The organism is Thalassospira sp. MIT1004, assembly GCF_001858545.1.
GTDB classification, from domain to species: Bacteria; Pseudomonadota; Alphaproteobacteria; order Rhodospirillales; family Thalassospiraceae; genus Thalassospira; species Thalassospira xiamenensis.
The window spans coordinates 38,794-53,867 of sequence record NZ_MCAO01000046.1 but is presented as its reverse complement, the minus strand read 5'-3'; the positions used below and the strand labels follow the sequence as shown (position 1 = coordinate 53,867).

13 protein-coding genes are annotated in these 15,074 nt (G+C 51.8%); 10 read left to right on the top strand and 3 right to left on the bottom strand.

The annotated features are described in order from the left end of the window. Window positions 1–9: 9 nt before the first annotated feature. A complete protein-coding gene (locus tag BC440_RS20225) occupies window positions 10–303 on the bottom strand; it encodes a DUF2849 domain-containing protein (RefSeq protein ID WP_007090332.1) in 294 nt (97 codons plus the stop codon). A 217-nt stretch (window positions 304–520) separates the two neighbouring features. On the opposite strand from BC440_RS20225, the gene BC440_RS20220 reads away from it, so the two are divergent. Continuing rightward, window positions 521–937, top strand: a complete 417-nt coding sequence (locus BC440_RS20220; protein WP_071241161.1) for a DUF1489 domain-containing protein — start codon at window positions 521–523, stop codon at window positions 935–937. A 6-nt stretch (window positions 938–943) separates the two neighbouring features. Here BC440_RS20220 and BC440_RS20215 read toward each other — a convergent pair whose 3' ends face one another. Beyond that, window positions 944–1,909 carry a transcriptional regulator GcvA gene (locus BC440_RS20215; RefSeq protein ID WP_071241160.1) on the bottom strand — a complete coding sequence of 322 codons (966 nt, stop codon included), beginning with the start codon at window positions 1,907–1,909 and terminating at the stop codon, window positions 944–946. A 139-nt stretch (window positions 1,910–2,048) separates the two neighbouring features. On the opposite strand from BC440_RS20215, the gene BC440_RS20210 reads away from it, so the two are divergent. The 3 genes from BC440_RS20210 to BC440_RS20200 all read left to right on the top strand — a co-directional run bounded on the left by BC440_RS20210 (window position 2,049) and on the right by BC440_RS20200 (window position 4,438). After that, window positions 2,049–2,282: a DUF1127 domain-containing protein gene (locus BC440_RS20210; protein WP_007090335.1), complete on the top strand. Its 234-nt coding sequence runs from the start codon at window positions 2,049–2,051 to the stop codon at window positions 2,280–2,282. Window positions 2,283–2,414: 132 nt separating this feature from the next. Beyond that, window positions 2,415–3,452, top strand: a complete 1,038-nt coding sequence (gene ppk2, locus BC440_RS20205) for a polyphosphate kinase 2 (protein ID WP_037987980.1) — start codon at window positions 2,415–2,417, stop codon at window positions 3,450–3,452. Window positions 3,453–3,511: 59 nt separating this feature from the next. Next, window positions 3,512–4,438: an NAD(P)-dependent oxidoreductase gene (locus tag BC440_RS20200; protein ID WP_278371519.1), complete on the top strand. Its 927-nt coding sequence runs from the start codon at window positions 3,512–3,514 to the stop codon at window positions 4,436–4,438. A 77-nt stretch (window positions 4,439–4,515) separates the two neighbouring features. On the opposite strand, the gene BC440_RS20195 is transcribed toward BC440_RS20200, so the two are convergent. Beyond that, entirely contained in the window at window positions 4,516–6,033 is a 1,518-nt protein-coding gene (locus BC440_RS20195) for a S41 family peptidase (RefSeq protein WP_071241158.1), read from the bottom strand. A 323-nt stretch (window positions 6,034–6,356) separates the two neighbouring features. Between BC440_RS20195 and BC440_RS20190 the strand changes: the two genes are divergently transcribed. The 6 genes from BC440_RS20190 (at window position 6,357) to pdxA (ending at window position 15,071) form a co-directional block, all read left to right on the top strand. Continuing rightward, on the top strand, window positions 6,357–8,132 hold the full coding sequence (locus tag BC440_RS20190; RefSeq protein ID WP_071241157.1) for an acyl-CoA dehydrogenase: 1,776 nt from the start codon (window positions 6,357–6,359) through the stop codon (window positions 8,130–8,132). A gap of 196 nt (window positions 8,133–8,328) precedes the next feature. Continuing rightward, a complete protein-coding gene (gene lptF, locus BC440_RS20185) occupies window positions 8,329–9,447 on the top strand; it encodes an LPS export ABC transporter permease LptF (RefSeq protein ID WP_278371520.1) in 1,119 nt (372 codons plus the stop codon). Further along, window positions 9,444–10,547: an LPS export ABC transporter permease LptG gene (gene lptG / locus BC440_RS20180; RefSeq protein ID WP_007090341.1), complete on the top strand. Its 1,104-nt coding sequence runs from the start codon at window positions 9,444–9,446 to the stop codon at window positions 10,545–10,547. The genes lptF and lptG overlap by 4 nt, the downstream gene beginning before the upstream one ends. Window positions 10,548–10,551: 4 nt before the next feature. Continuing rightward, window positions 10,552–12,735 (top strand): LPS assembly protein LptD, encoded by a 2,184-nt coding sequence (lptD, locus tag BC440_RS20175; RefSeq protein WP_247643620.1) that lies wholly within the window; start codon window positions 10,552–10,554, stop codon window positions 12,733–12,735. 12 nt (window positions 12,736–12,747) lie between these two features. Beyond that, complete coding sequence (locus tag BC440_RS20170; protein WP_278371521.1) at window positions 12,748–14,019, top strand: peptidylprolyl isomerase; 1,272 nt, start codon at window positions 12,748–12,750, stop codon at window positions 14,017–14,019. A 20-nt stretch (window positions 14,020–14,039) separates the two neighbouring features. Beyond that, the gene (pdxA, locus tag BC440_RS20165) at window positions 14,040–15,071 is read left to right on the top strand and encodes a 4-hydroxythreonine-4-phosphate dehydrogenase PdxA (RefSeq protein WP_071241154.1); all 1,032 of its coding nucleotides are present in this window, start codon (window positions 14,040–14,042) and stop codon (window positions 15,069–15,071) included. Window positions 15,072–15,074: the final 3 nt, after the last annotated feature.

The following is a 15,074-nucleotide window of genomic DNA, read 5'->3' as shown; positions in this document are numbered from 1 at the left end:
ATCCTCTCCTTACCCGGCCTGATAGCCGAGATCCTGCCGCACACTGGGACCCTTGGTGCGCAGAACTTCACGGTATTTTGTCGGAACCAGTCCACCGTCCTGTTGCTCCACCTCGATCAGATAAGGTCCGACAATGACAGTATCGAGCTCAGGTGCACTGGCCTCTGCCAGCAGGGCGTCACCCGCCTCTTTTCCGTCGGCAACGCGAGACTGATCGATGTCTTCACTCCAACCGCCTTCCGCGGTCAGGAAAACCACCAACCCGTCACCAAGACGGTTTGCCGTGACAACTTGCAGGGACATTCGGTTCTCTCAGCCTGTAAATCTCTCTGGTGATGTCCTGTCTATGGACATTTTCTGCGCCAGAATTTGGATGATTGCCGACTATTGGTCAAGTTTTTTTGTGAAATACATATAAATACAAATTATTAATGTTATTAATACTCAGCACTTGACCAAATTCCCCATGACTTCTAGGTCAGATAACATCCTATCTCGCCTGAAAGAACATGACCAAACCATGCCCCTCCATCTGATCAAACTAAGTGTTGGTACGGAAAGCCCCGAAACCCTGCGCCAATGGCAGGCCTATTTCGGGAACCTTCATGGACGAATTTATCATACCACCCGAATGACTCCGAAACGCAAAGCGGAAATACTGGCCGGCGGATCGATCTATTGGGTGATCAAGGGGGCAATTCGCGCACGTCAGCGCATTGTCGATCTGGAAGAATTCATTGACGATGAGCGCATCAAGCATTGCCGCATCGTCCTGGACCCGGAACTTTTCGAAACGCGCACATGGCCGCACCGCGCCTTTCAGGGGTGGCGTTACCTTTCAGAAGACAAATGTCCGCCAGATGAAAAGCAGGCCGGTGGCGCAGAAGCACTTCCCGAAGACATGGCAGATGAATTGCGCGAGCTCGGCCTTCTCTGAGCCGGATTACGATTTTCCCGGATCGGGGGTGATGACAGTCAAGGCCGGCTGGTTTTCCTCGATATCCTTGAGGGTTGCGGCAACTTCGTCCTTCAGCCAGCGAATAAAGGATTGTACACGCGGCCGGTTCAGGTTTTCCTCGGGACAGGTCAGATAATAGGCGCAACTTGACGCAACGGTTTGCGGAAATGGGCGAACAAGCAAACCGGCTTTCAGGTCCTGCGCGGCAAGACTGGTTCGCGCCATGCCAACCCCGTGCCCCATCAGGGCTGCCTGAATGACCATGTCGCCAGAATTGAAACGAAGCCCGCGTCGCAAATCAATTCCCTTAACCCCGACACCTTCCAGCCAGAATTGCCAATCCGCAGCGCGCGGTTGCTCAATATGCGATGTGGCGTCATGCAGTAGCTGATGACCGGCAATATCCGCAGGCCGGTTCAGCGGCGGACTTGATGCCAGATAATCCGGGCTGCAAACCGGGAAAACTTCATCACGCATCAGCAGTTCGGTATAAAGGTTGGGATACCGGCCTCGGCCGAAACGAACAGCAAGATCAATACCTTCATTGCGGAAATCAACCAATCGATCATCAGCGTGGATTCGAACATCAATATCAGGATGTGCTTCACGAAAATGCCCAAGCCGCGGCACCAGCCATTTGACAGCGAAAGATTGCAATACGCTGACGGTGACAACACCGGCTTCTTCCACAGCGCGAAGGCTGTCGATTTCGCCTGCGATGCGTGAAAAGCCTTCAAACGTTGCCCTCGCCAGACGATCCCCCTCCTCGGTCAGTTGCAACCGCCTTGGCAAACGGAAAAACAAACGAAATCCAAGATATTCTTCGAGCTGACGGATCTGCTGACTGATCGCCCCTTGGGTAACGAAAAGTTCCTCGGCGGCGCGGGTAAAATTCAAATGTCGCGCAGCGGCATCGAAGGCACGCAAAGACTGCAATGGGGGTAAGCGCATGTTCGCCTCAAATCCACAATCATTAGATAATCTAATACATAACCCGAGAAATACTCGTTTGTCACCTACCTGATTTAAGAGGAGTATGGCTTCAACAAACGTAAACTCCATTAGAAGAACTCAATTCAGGAGAACGATTATGGCACATGCATATTGCCAGACGCCTTCTGGCCACACCAACACCAGAGCCACAAACCCGCCAACCACATCGCTGCAAAACGTTATCAACACAGTATTCAGCACAATCGCGGATACGCTTGCCAAACGCGCACAGCGTCGCGCTCTCATGCGGCTAAGTGACGCCCAGCTTTCTGATATCGGTCTGTCGCGAAGTGATGCCGAGGCCGAATACCGGAAATCCTATCCGCTTTGACATCGCCCCACCTGCGCCATGATCGAAATCCTATCCGTGAACCGGATTTGATCTACCTCCTTGCGCCCCCTTTCGATCATGACGCATTTATGTCACTGTAATTTCCCATTAAAGTTGCAGGGCATCTACAGTATGGCGGCGAAACAGAAAGACAACCCGACGAAAAAGACGGAAAGCGGTGACAATTCGATCCGCAAGGCGGTGAAAAATACGGCGCGCAGCCGCAGGGCTTCGAAACAGCATCCCGATCTTTCCAGCCTTGATAGCGAAGCCCGTGATCGTTTTTTACTTGATGCTGAAAGCATGACGATGGATCGCCTTGATGATCGCCCGTCAAAGAAAAGCATTTCCCCGGAATCAGACACCCCCGGAGACTATGTCCCGCCTGACATCGACGCCGATCCCAAAGCACGCGTGAAAAAGATGCATGGCAAACAGTATCTTGAACTCATTGCGCCATTGCATATCGAACTTCTCAAGCTGCAAAACTGGGTTAAGGCTGAGAACATCAAATCACTGGTGATTTTCGAAGGCCGCGATGCCGCTGGAAAAGGTGGCACGATAAAACGCTTCACAGAACATCTGAACCCGCGTGGCGCACGTGTGGTTGCGCTCGGGAAACCGAATGACCGGGAGCTGACTCAATGGTATTTCCAGCGCTACGTTGAACATCTGCCATCTGGCGGCGAAATCGTCCTGTTTGACCGGTCCTGGTATAACCGGGCGATGGTTGAACGTGTCATGGGATTCTGCAACATGTTCGAAGTCAGCGAATTCCTGCAATCTGTCCCGGCGCTCGAGCGCATGCTGATCCGTTCCGACATTCACATGACCAAGTTCTATTTTTCGGTCAGTAAAAAAGAACAGGCGCGCCGGTTTGATCAGCGCAAACAAGACCCGCTTAAACAATGGAAACTAAGCCCGGTTGATCTGGCATCGCAAAATCTTTGGGATGCCTACACCGAAGCAAAGACCGAGATGTTTTTCCATACCTCGACCACCGACAGTCCTTGGATCATTGTCAAATCCGATGACAAGAAACGTGCGCGCGTCAATGCCATCCGGTATTACCTGTCCCAGTTCGAATATCCGGGGAAACGATCAGAACTTCTGACCTATGATCGCCGGATCATCCACACCGTAAGCGAGGAACTGGCACTCGACGACTGAGATATGACCGATATGTATTCCGGATCGTGGAAACATTGTCTCCGTGACATTCCCTTGCATTGACATTCGGAAGGCTGCCTCCTTTACTGGTACGACCAATTCACGGGAGGCACGAAATGGCAAAATGTGCATTTATCGGGCTGGGCGTCATGGGCTATCCCATGGCCGGCCACCTGCAAAAGGCAGGGCACGACGTTACTGTTTTCAACCGCACCGCCGCAAAAGCAGATAAATGGGCGGGCGAATATGGCGGAAAATCCGCCCCTACCCCGGCCGAAGCCGCCAACGGGGCAGAATTTGTTTTTATTTGCGTTGGCAATGACGACGATCTGCGAAGCGTCGTCCTCGGCGAGACCGGTGCTCTCGCCGGGGCGGCAAAAAATGCTGTGATGATTGACAACACAACAGCATCAGCCGATGTCGCCCGCGAACTATATGCGGCCGCCAAAGATGCCGGTGTTTCCTTTATCGATGCCCCCGTATCGGGCGGACAGGCGGGTGCTGAAAACGGCATTCTTACCGTCATGTGCGGCGGTGATCAGGCGGCATTTGACCGCGCGGCACCGGTTATTGACGCGTTTGCCCGCTCCTGCAAGCTGATGGGTGAAAGCGGATCGGGCCAACTGACCAAGATGGTGAATCAGATTTGCATCGCAGGCCTTGTTCAGGGTCTTTCCGAAGGTGTGAATTTCGGTCGCAAGGCTGGCCTTGATATGGAAAAGGTTCTTGATGTGATTTCGAAAGGTGCCGCTGGCAGCTGGCAGATGGAAAACCGAGGCAAGACAATGGTCGAAGACAAGTTTGACTTTGGCTTTGCCGTTGACTGGATGCGTAAAGATCTTGGGATCTGCCTTGAAGAATCGAAGCGCAATGGCGCGCGCCTGCCGGTAACCGCGCTTGTTGATCAATTCTATGCGCAGGTTCAGGAGCGTGGAGGAAACCGTTGGGATACATCCAGCCTGATTGATCTTCTGGCGCGTGGATAAGCAGCACCGCAGACCTTTCAAAACACACAAAAAACGCGGCCTTTTGCAGGGCCGCGTTTTTTGACAATTTATCGCAATTAGAGCCCCGCGCGCAAAAGTGGCTCCACCTGATCCCTATACACAGCAAGCTTACCGTCACTGAAATAGCCCACGGCGCATTCAAGAACAGTATCACGCTGCAATTCCTTGGCTTTGGCCTCGCCATCGCCTTCGGCGTCCAACGGGTTATCATTTGTTGCAGATTTGCCGATACGGGTAACCTCTATATCGCGTTCGCAACTTGCTGCATCCATTGATGCAAGAACCTTGCGCGGATCGCGGCGACGCGGCGGCAAGGCGTGCTCAAGATCAACCTCCCGCTCGAACTCTTCGGCATCAGGAAGTTTGACTTCGATATCCGGGACAACACCATTGCCCTGCACGATGTGGTTTTCCGGCGTCGTGTAATAGCCAGTCGTGATTTTAAGACCACCGCCAGAAGTCAACGGCATGATGCGTTGCATTGAACCTTTACCAAACGACTGTTCGCCGATGATGACACCTCGCCCGTTTTCACGCAGGGCGGCCGCCATCAATTCGGCGCCAGACGCCGATCCACGGTCAAGCAGAATAGCCATGGGCGCACCGTCAAAATAATCGCTGCTGTCTGCTTCATAGCTGCGCAATTTACGTTCGCCCCGCCCTTCGGTCGCAACAATCAGCCCTTTGCTCAGGAATTGATCGGCAATATCGGCGGCACTATCAAGCAATCCACCCGGGTTGCGTCGCAAATCAACGATTACGCCCCGCGGTGAGCCAATCCTGTTTTCCAGCATTTCAAGATATTCGCGTGTCTGATCCAATGTGCTGGCATCAAAACGCGACACACGGATGTAGGCCAAATCGTTATCGATGATTGATGCGGTAACCGACGGCACCTCGATCCGTGCACGTTTCACGGTGACGTCAAAGTTTTCCTTCTTGCGCTGTATCGACAGTGTCACCGGGTCTCCGATGCGACCGCGCATAAGACGGACAGCCTCGGCAATGGGCTCGCCCTTCATTTCATGACCATCAATATGCGTGATCCGGTCATTGGGTTGCAGGCCAGCCCGTGCGGCAGGTGTATCGTCAATCGGTGACACGATACGGATCAGCTTGTCCTCATCCTGCGAAATCACGATGCCAACACCGGCAAAACTTCCCTCAGTACTTTCCTGCAAACGGCGGAACATATCGTCGGTCATATATGCGCTATGCGGGTCCAGGTCGTGCAGGCTTTCGTCGAGTACAGCACCAACGATGCCGCCTGGCGTGTGATCATCAGTTTCAAGATTTGGCAAACTGGCAATCGCGCGCTCGACAAACGCCGGGCGATCAATATTTTCCACATAGGTATCGGAAAGAACCTGAACCGCTTCGACGAACAGTTTATCGGCGCGATCATATTGGTCGCTGGTCGCACTTTCGCCAACATAGTCGCGGTAGGCATCCAGAAACTGCTGTTCATCATCGCTTGGCCAAACCGGACCAGCACACGCCACCAACCTCGTTCCGGCAAATGAAATCACCACCGCAAGCAAAATTGGTAATATTCCTTTGCGCAGCACCGCCATACTCCTGTGTTTTCTTGTTCTTCAGATCGTGTCCCGATCACCGGAAGGGCAGTCTAGCTTGCCAAAGCCCGAATGGCGACCCTGCAACGGTTTTCACACCTGATTTATATCGGAACCATTATATATTACCGCCAGGAGTGCGGCGCAACACTCACTGGTTTTCCAGAAGAACATCCAACTAATAGCTTAGAGTAATTTGGTACTTTCAGAAGGAAACAGACTCGATCTTCTCCCGCCTTGTGATTATGCTATATAGCAACAAAGCCCCGAAACGAGGGCGATACCGAGCGGGCGCCTCACAATTCAGGGAGACGTCTTTTTCCATGAGCGACTATACGCCACCACTCCATGATCTGCGGTTCCTGATCCACAATGTGATCGGTTTGCAAACCGTTTCGGATATCCCGGCCTTCGCAGAAACCAGTCCGGACCTTGTCGATGCCATTCTTGAAGAAGCAGGGAAACTGGCTTCTGGCGTACTGGCGCCCTTAAACCGCATTGGGGATCAGGAAGGTTCGGTTCTTCAAACTGATGGCCATGTTAGAACTCCGACCGGCTGGAAGGATGCCTATGATAAATTCTGTGAAGGCGGCTGGCAGGGCATAAGCGCCCCGCAGACCGAGGGCGGCATGGGGTTGCCGTTGCTTTTAGGTGCCGCCGTAGGAGAGCTTTGGCATTCGGCGAATATGGCCTTTGCCCTGTGCCCCATGCTTACCGCCGGCGCCATTGAACTTCTGACCGCACATGGATCGGACGAGCAACGCGCAATTTATCTGTCACGCATGATAAGTGGCGAATGGACCGGCACTATGAACCTTACCGAACCGCAGGCCGGTTCCGACCTTTCAAAGGTTCGCAGCACGGCCGAGCCAGAAGATGACGGTTCGTACCGGATTACCGGACAAAAGATTTTTATCACCTATGGCGATCACGAGATGACAAGCAACATAGTTCATCTTGTGCTTGCCCGGACACCGGACGCGCCAGACGGGGTCAAAGGTATATCGCTATTCATTGTGCCGAAGTTCGTTGTGAACGCCGATGGCACACCAGGTGAGCGTAACGATGTGAAATGTGTATCACTCGAACATAAGCTTGGTATCCATGGAAGCCCGACCGCTGTTCTTTCCTTTGGAGACAACGGGGGTGCCAAGGGTTATCTGGTCGGACAAAAAGGCCACGGTTTGGCTTGCATGTTCACAATGATGAACAACGCCCGTCTTGCCGTCGGGCAACAGGGCGTCGCGATTTCAGAACGCGCCTATCAGCAAGCTGTATCCTACGCACGCGATCGCAAACAGGGGAAATCTCCGACGACCGGGCAGGATGAAAGCATCATTCATCACGGCGACGTCCAGCGCATGCTGATCCGAATGCGCTCAACCGCCGAAGCCGCCCGCGCGCTTTCACTTTATGCCGCGGCGCAACTTGATATTGCTCATCATCATGAAGACGAAAATGAACGCACGAAGGCGCAAACGCGCGCAAACCTTCTGATCCCAATGGTCAAGGGATGGTCAACGGATCTGGGCGTGGAAAACGCATCCCTTGGCATTCAGGTTCATGGCGGTATGGGCTTTATCGAGGAAACAGGCGCAGCCCAGCATCTGCGTGACGCGAGAATTGCCCCAATTTACGAAGGCACAAATGGCATTCAGGCACTGGATCTGATCGGCCGGAAGCTCCTTCGTGATAACGGAGCCGCGATGCGGTCACTGATTACCGAAATGCGTATGTCTGTATCCAAGCCGCATCTTGATGACAATTTGTCTAAAGCGGCGCGGATGTTCGGCCATGCCATCGATCAACTGGAACAAACCACAGAAGATATCCTCTCCAGGTGCAAAAACTCATCTGGCCTCGCTCAGGCTATCGCCTCCCCCTACCTCCGGCAGACTTCGATTTGTGTGGCAGGTTGGTTAATGTTCCGCTCTTTGGAAAAACTGACCGATAGCGACATTGAAGAGGGCTTTGCCAAAGCAAAGGGCCTAAGCTGTAACTTCTTTTTGGCGCAAATCGTTCCCGAATCCGATTTCATGGCACAGCAGATCGCCAATACACGACACGAATTGCTGCATGAAACCGCGCCATTATTCTGACACAGCGTTGCCGTTGAAATCCACCCAACCTCTTCCGGAACAGATTCTCCAGAAGAGGTTACTTTCGCCTTTAACGGCAATCGTTTGCAGCATACTCCACTGCAATCAGCCAGCCCCGTCGCGTAACAGTGTAATTGCCGGGATTTACCCCTAATTTCCTGTTTCGGTTTTTGAACGCTTCTCTATAATCCGGCCAATGAATCGTTTAACCCGATATATACTGAAACAGCAGTTCATCATGATGGTGTTTGTGACACTTGGCTTGCTATGTGTCATTTGGCTGTCGCAAAGCCTGCGTTTCATTGAAATGATTGTGAACCGCGGCCTTTCGGTATCGGTATTTTTGCAGCTAACATCTCTGCTGCTTCCAAGCTTTTTGGCGATTATTTTACCGATCTCGCTCTTTTTCGTTGTAGTTTTCACATATAACAAACTTATTCAGGACCGCGAGTTGATCGTTATGCGATCCGCCGGGTTAAGCCAGTGGGCTCTTGCAAAACCGACACTCATACTAGCATTGCTGACCGCCGCTTTCGGTTATTTCCTGACGCTGTTTTATCTGCCTTACAGCTACCAGCAATTCAAAGAACTGCAGTTCTCAATCCGCAACGATTTCTCATCCGTTTTGCTGCAGGAAGGCAGCTTTACCGACCTTGACGGTCTGACAGTCTATATCCGGGAAGTCGGGCAGGATAACGAGCTACTTGGCATTCTTGTCCATGATGCCAGAGATCCAAACAAACAGGCCACAATGATGGCCAAAAATGGTGCGCTCGTTCGCACGGAAAATGGTCCGCGGATCGTATTGCTTGATGGAAACCGCCAGGAAGTCAACACGAAGGACGGCACGATGTCGATCCTCTATTTTGACCGCTATGCTGTCGATATTGCGCATAATGCAGAAGATCCGGCCCTTCGTTACAGAGAAGCGCGTGAACGAAGCGTATCCAATCTTCTAACAACCATGCCGCCTGATGTTTTGCCGAATGACATTGGCTCATTTCGCGCTGAAGGACATGATCGGCTACTTTCACCGCTATACTCCATCGGCTTTGCAAGCATTGCACTGGCAGTTCTGGTTTCAAGCAGCTTCTCTCGCAGGGGGCAGACCGGGCGCCTTTTATTTGCGATTGCAATTATGATCGTCTTCCAGGTGATCAGCATTGCAATGAAGAACCTTGCTGCAAAGAATCCCGACCTTGTCCCCCTTATGTATTTGAATGCGCTTCTTCCAATCGCAGGGGGCCTCTACTGGACATTCCGCGGACCGCAAATCCGTGCGAAGGCTGGAAGCCGGGACGAGGTTCCAGCATGAGAATCTCACCGACCCTAACCTGGTATTTCGGCAAACATGTTCTGATATCGATTCTGGGAATTCTCGCCCTTTTGATCGGATTGATCCTGATCGGCGATACAATCGAGTTGCTGCGTCGCGCCGGTGGACGCCCAGATGCGACGGTTGGTATCGTGTTTCAAATGGCAACCAGTCGAATTCCATTCATGACAGAGAAGGTCCTGCCGTTTGCTGTCTTGTTCGGATCGATGTTTTCGTTCTGGAAGCTTACTGGCAATCAGGAGCTTGTCGTCACACGTGCAGCAGGTGTTTCTGCCTGGCAATTCCTACTTCCGCCAATCATGTGCGCGATTTTACTAGGCTCCATTCAGGTTATGGCGCTTAATCCGCTATCTTCAATTTTGCTACAAAGATACGAAACGCTCGAGGCCCGATATCTTCAGGGCAACAGCAGTGTCATGAATCTCTCGTCAAACGGATTATGGCTGCGTCAGGGCACGCAGGATGGACAGGCCGTAATATATGCCCGCGAAGTTCGTGGGCAGGCAACAGATAGAGTTGACTTGCGGAACGTCACCGTTTTCCGTTTTCAGAATGCGGATGATTTCACAACCAGAATTGATGCGCAGCGTGCAGTTCTCGAGCCCGGCACATGGCGTTTCTATGACGCATGGACCTTCCATCCGGGACAGACTAGTGAGTTTTCATCCGAATTGATGTTGCCCACAAATCTGACCGCACGAAAAATCCAGGACAGTTTTGCATCTCCCGAAACGATGTCGTTCTGGGACCTGAAGCCGTTTATCAACCTTTTGGAACGCGCCGGCTTCAACGCAACTCGCCATCGCATCCATTTTCACAGTTTGCTGTCGCGTCCATTGCTGCTTTGCGCAATGGTTCTGATTGCCGCTGCATTCTGTCTTAAATTTTCTCGACGTCGCCGCGCATCTCTTGTTATCGGTGGGGGTGTTGCGACCGGTTTCATTCTTTATTTTTGTACCGATGTCATTTCAGCACTTGGCGTTTCAGGTGGAATCCCGCCCGTCTTGTCGGCTTGGGCACCTGCAGGTATATCTTTGCTATTGGGAGTTTCCACCTTGCTTCATCTGGAGGACGGCTAGCTGAATGGCTCATACAGGGGGAATGATAAAAAGACTGGCAACGGGGACCATCCTGGGCTGTGCATTTGCTTTGGCCGGAACATATTCGATTGCCGCCAAGGCACAGCAGTCCGATGAAGTGACCACTGCAAACGACGAACAGTCCAAGATTCTTTTCAGTGCGGATGAAGTTGACTATAACCGGGAACTTCAAACGGTAACAGCGCGCGGCAATGTCGAAATCTCGCGGGATGGTCGTATTTTGCTGGCAGATACAGTCAGCTATGACAGATCACAGGACGTGCTGACGGCGTCTGGCAATGTCAGTATTACCGAACCAACCGGTGAAGTGACGTTTGCAAGTCATGTCGAACTCTCGGGTGATTTCAAGGAAGGCATTGTTGAAGACATTTATGTTCTTCTTGATGAAAACACTCGAATTGCCGGTACCGGCGCGCGCAGAAGCGGCGGGAATTTTACCGAAATTGCCAAGGCGGTTTACTCTCCTTGCAAGGTTTGCGAAGACGATCCGGAAACACCACCGCTTTGGCGCATCAAAGCAGCCCGTGTTCTTCACGATGCCAAAGAAAAAACCGTGGAATACGAAGATGCCCGACTGGAATTTGCAGGAATTCCGGTTCTTTATTCGCCGTATTTCCAGCATCCTGATCCAACAGTTAAACGTCAATCAGGTCTTTTGGCACCATCTTTTGGTAGCACGAGTTATGTCGGATCGTTCTTCGAATTGCCCTATTATTGGGCTATTGATCAAAGCAAGGATCTGACCCTTCGTCCTATCTACACAACGGACGAAGGCCCGGTTCTCGCCAGTGAGTATCGCCAACGCTTTGACAGCGGTGAAATGGAAGTTGTCAGTAGTGTTACCAGTGACGATACGGACGACTTTCAGGGGCACATTGATGCAAAAGGCCGCTTTGACATCGATAAAACATGGCGGTGGGGATTTGATGCAGAACAGGCTTCTGAAAAGACCTATATGAGCCGATATGGTTTTGGCTCACCATCTGTTTTGACCTCCAACCTGTTCACCGAGGGTTTCAGAGGGGCCAGTTATAGCCGTGTCGACGGCTATTATTTCCAAGGGCTAAAAGCCGAAGATGATCGGGATACGACACCCATCATTTTGCCACACGCACAATTCCACGGTCAAACGGCTCCGGCGAAATATGGCAGTTACACCACCCTTGATTTGGATGCCTTGTCACTCACCCGGGAAGAAGGGGCGGACTCTCATCGCCTTTCCGCCAAAGCAGGCTGGGCACTGCCCTATATCGGATCACTTGGGGACGTAACAAAGCTCTCGATGTCCATTCGCACCGACAATTACCTGGTTTCGGATGTATCAAGAGACGGTCAACAGGATTACGACGGATATGCAGGCCGAATTCTTCCATTGGCAGCCGTAGACTGGAATATGCCATTTGTGAACAATCAGGGCAGCTACCATCATATCGTCAAACCGATTGTCATGGCCGCATGGTCGCCAAACGGCGGAAACCCGAACGAGATTCCGAATGAAGACTCCCAGTCATTCGAGTTTGATGACATCAATATTTTCTCACATGACAGATATAGCGGTATCGACCGTGCAGAAGACGGTTTTAGAACCAGCTACGGCCTTGAATGGGGGGTCTACGGCGAGGAAGGAGGATATACCAGTGCCATGTTCGGTCAAAGCTATCGCGCCAACAAGGGCGATACCTTTGAAGAAGGCTCAGGCCTCGAAGATCATCTGTCGGATTATGTCGGCAGAGTAACCGTCTCTCCAAACAAATATGTCGACCTGACCTATCGCTTCCGGCTTGATAATGAAGATTTCTCGACACGCCGAAATCAGGTATCAGCAGGTTTGGGTGAAAAGGAAACGTTACGCCTTAATCTGGATTACGTTCACTTTGCTGAAGACGCTGGCAGCAACGAGTTAGGACAACGCGAAGAAATTTACTTCCGCGCGGAGCGCCAGTTCAGCGAATTCTGGTCGGGGATGGCATATAGTCGCTATGATCTTGATCAGAACGACCCTCTTGAATACGGTTTCGGCTTTGTTTACGAAGACGAATGCTTCGTATTTGACGGACGGGTCAGAAGAACATTCTACGAAGATCAGGACCTTGGTCAGTCGGATGAGATTCTTTTCCGACTTGTATTCAAAACACTTGGCGAATTTGCGTCAGCAGCCGGATTATAAGGCAGTATAACTTTGCATAGCACCAGACTTTCTCATCTCGTCGCAGCAATTGCTGTCATGCTTTTTGCTGCTGTTTCGATATCGACAGCAAGAGCTCAAAGCACGATCGGCGTCGCAGCTGTCGTCAATGATGCCCCGATTTCGGTGGTCGATCTGGTAGAACGTATCAAGCTTGTCGCTGCCTCTTCCAATATTCCGATGAGCCCGCAACGAAGCCAGGAGATGGCACCACAGATTTTACAGCAGTTGATTAATGAAAAGCTGCAACTGCAGGAATCTGAACGTCGCGGCTTTGAGGTGACGGACGCAGATATTGATCGCGCCAAAACCCTGATCGAGCAAAATTCAGGATTGCCAACGGGTGGGCTTGACCAGTTTCTGGCTCAGAATGGTATCGCACCAGAAACCATAAGAAACCAGATCCGTCCCCAAATTGCATGGCAGAAACTTTTGGGTTCCATGCGTCGCGAAATCGAGATTTCCGATACAGAAATTGATGACAACCTCGAACGTATTCGCAGCAACCAGGGCAAGCCGCGTAACAATGTTCAGGAAATTTTCCTGCCTGTCGATAATCCGCAGGACGAAACCAAAGTTTACCAGAATGCCCGCGAGGTGATCCGGGCCCTTGAACAGGGGGCTAATTTCGGCGGTCTGGCGAGACAGTTTTCGGCAAGCTCAAGTGCAGCAAACGGTGGTAACCTGGGCTGGCTTTATTCCGGTGAAATGGCCGGAGAATTGCAGCAGGCCATTAACCAGATGCAGCCGGGCGATGTAAGTGATCCTATCAGAACCATTCGCGGATATTACATCCTGAAACTGCTTGAACGCCGTCGGGGAGATGCCAATGCCCTGACAGATGTCCGGCTTGATCTATATCAGCTCTTTGTTCCAATTGCAGCCAACACGCCTCAAGATGAGGTCAACTCCAAACTTGGTATCCTGCAAAATGCCAAAGAAACTGCCGATAGTTGCCAATCATTGGCAAATGTCGCGGTTGACCTTGGTTCGGACATGAGCGGAAAGACCGAAGGCATATCACCAAACGATCTTGCAGGACCTGTACGCAATGCCGTCGCAAATCTGGATAAAGGCGGTATTTCCGATCTGATCAAGGTTGATGGCGGTGCCCTGCTTGTCATGGTTTGCGACAAGACAGAAGAAAGTACTCTTCCGGATCGGGAAAGCATACGCCAACGTCTTGAAATGGAACGCCTCGAAATTCTGGCGCGCCGTAAACTGCGTGAATTGCGCCGCAATGCGTTTATCGATATCCGGATGTAATCCGGAAAGGACGCCAGCCGATGAGCAACATCAAGCCGATTGCAATGACACTGGGAGAACCGGGCGGCATCGGCCCGGAGCTCGCCCTCAAGGCGTGGCTGTCGCGCAAAGACCATGTACTTCCTCCATTTTTCATTCTCAGTCCCAAGACAATCATGGATCAAACCATCGAAAGTCTTGGGCTGCGGGTAAAAACCAAGGTGATAAACGAGGTCAGCCAAACAGGTAAGTTCTTCGAGGACGCCCTTCCGGTTTTTGAAATTCCCGGCACAGCACAAGATATCAAACATGGAACGGCATCCAGCAAAACCGCATCTATTGTCATAGACAGCATTACCCATGCCGTTAACTTGACGCGATCAGGAACAGCAAGTGCTGTGGTAACCAACCCGATCCAGAAGAGCGCGCTTTATCAGGCCGGTTTCAAACATCCCGGCCATACCGAATTTCTGGCAGAGCTTTGTGGTCCGGGCACCATCCCGGTTATGATGTTGGCCAATAGTCAATTGCGCGTCGTACCGATGACAATCCACATCGCCCTTTCGGAAGTGCCAAAGCAACTTACCAGTGAAATGATCAAACAATTGGTCCGCATCACGTCAAAGTCGTTGCAACGGGATTTTGGTCTGGAAAAACCAAGGCTTGCGATTGCCGGCTTAAACCCGCATGCAGGTGAAGATGGATCAATGGGCGACGAAGAAATCAGGATAATGCGCCCTGCCATAAAGGCATTGCAGGATGAGGGGTTTGATGTCGTTGGGCCCCTCCCCGCAGATACCATGTTCCATGCCGAGGCACGTGCAAACTACGATGTCGCCCTATGTCCCTATCATGATCAGGCTCTGATTCCGGTCAAAACACTTGATTTCCATGGCGGTGTGAACGTCACGCTAGGATTGCCCTTTATCAGAACGTCCCCTGATCACGGGACGGCTCTTGATATCGCAGGTAAAGGCATCGCACGGCCTGACAGCCTGATCGCGGCCATCAAAATGGCGGCTGAGATGGCACATAAACGAGTAGCCGGCAACGCTGCCTCACAAGGAGCCTGACAT

What these genes read in the sequence shown, in the direction of transcription:
- BC440_RS20225 (WP_007090332.1), bottom strand. Translation starts at nt 303, where the DNA reads ATGTCCCTGCAAGTTGTCACGGCAAACCGTCTTGGTGACGGGTTGGTG.
- BC440_RS20220 (WP_071241161.1), top strand. Translation starts at nt 521, where the DNA reads ATGCCCCTCCATCTGATCAAACTAAGTGTTGGTACGGAAAGCCCCGAA.
- BC440_RS20215 (WP_071241160.1), bottom strand. Translation starts at nt 1,909, where the DNA reads ATGCGCTTACCCCCATTGCAGTCTTTGCGTGCCTTCGATGCCGCTGCG.
- BC440_RS20210 (WP_007090335.1), top strand. Translation starts at nt 2,049, where the DNA reads ATGGCACATGCATATTGCCAGACGCCTTCTGGCCACACCAACACCAGA.
- ppk2 (WP_037987980.1), top strand. Translation starts at nt 2,415, where the DNA reads ATGGCGGCGAAACAGAAAGACAACCCGACGAAAAAGACGGAAAGCGGT.
- BC440_RS20195 (WP_071241158.1), bottom strand. Translation starts at nt 6,033, where the DNA reads ATGGCGGTGCTGCGCAAAGGAATATTACCAATTTTGCTTGCGGTGGTG.
- BC440_RS20190 (WP_071241157.1), top strand. Translation starts at nt 6,357, where the DNA reads ATGAGCGACTATACGCCACCACTCCATGATCTGCGGTTCCTGATCCAC.
- lptF (WP_278371520.1), top strand. Translation starts at nt 8,329, where the DNA reads ATGAATCGTTTAACCCGATATATACTGAAACAGCAGTTCATCATGATG.
- lptG (WP_007090341.1), top strand. Translation starts at nt 9,444, where the DNA reads ATGAGAATCTCACCGACCCTAACCTGGTATTTCGGCAAACATGTTCTG.
- lptD (WP_247643620.1), top strand. Translation starts at nt 10,552, where the DNA reads ATGGCTCATACAGGGGGAATGATAAAAAGACTGGCAACGGGGACCATC.
- pdxA (WP_071241154.1), top strand. Translation starts at nt 14,040, where the DNA reads ATGAGCAACATCAAGCCGATTGCAATGACACTGGGAGAACCGGGCGGC.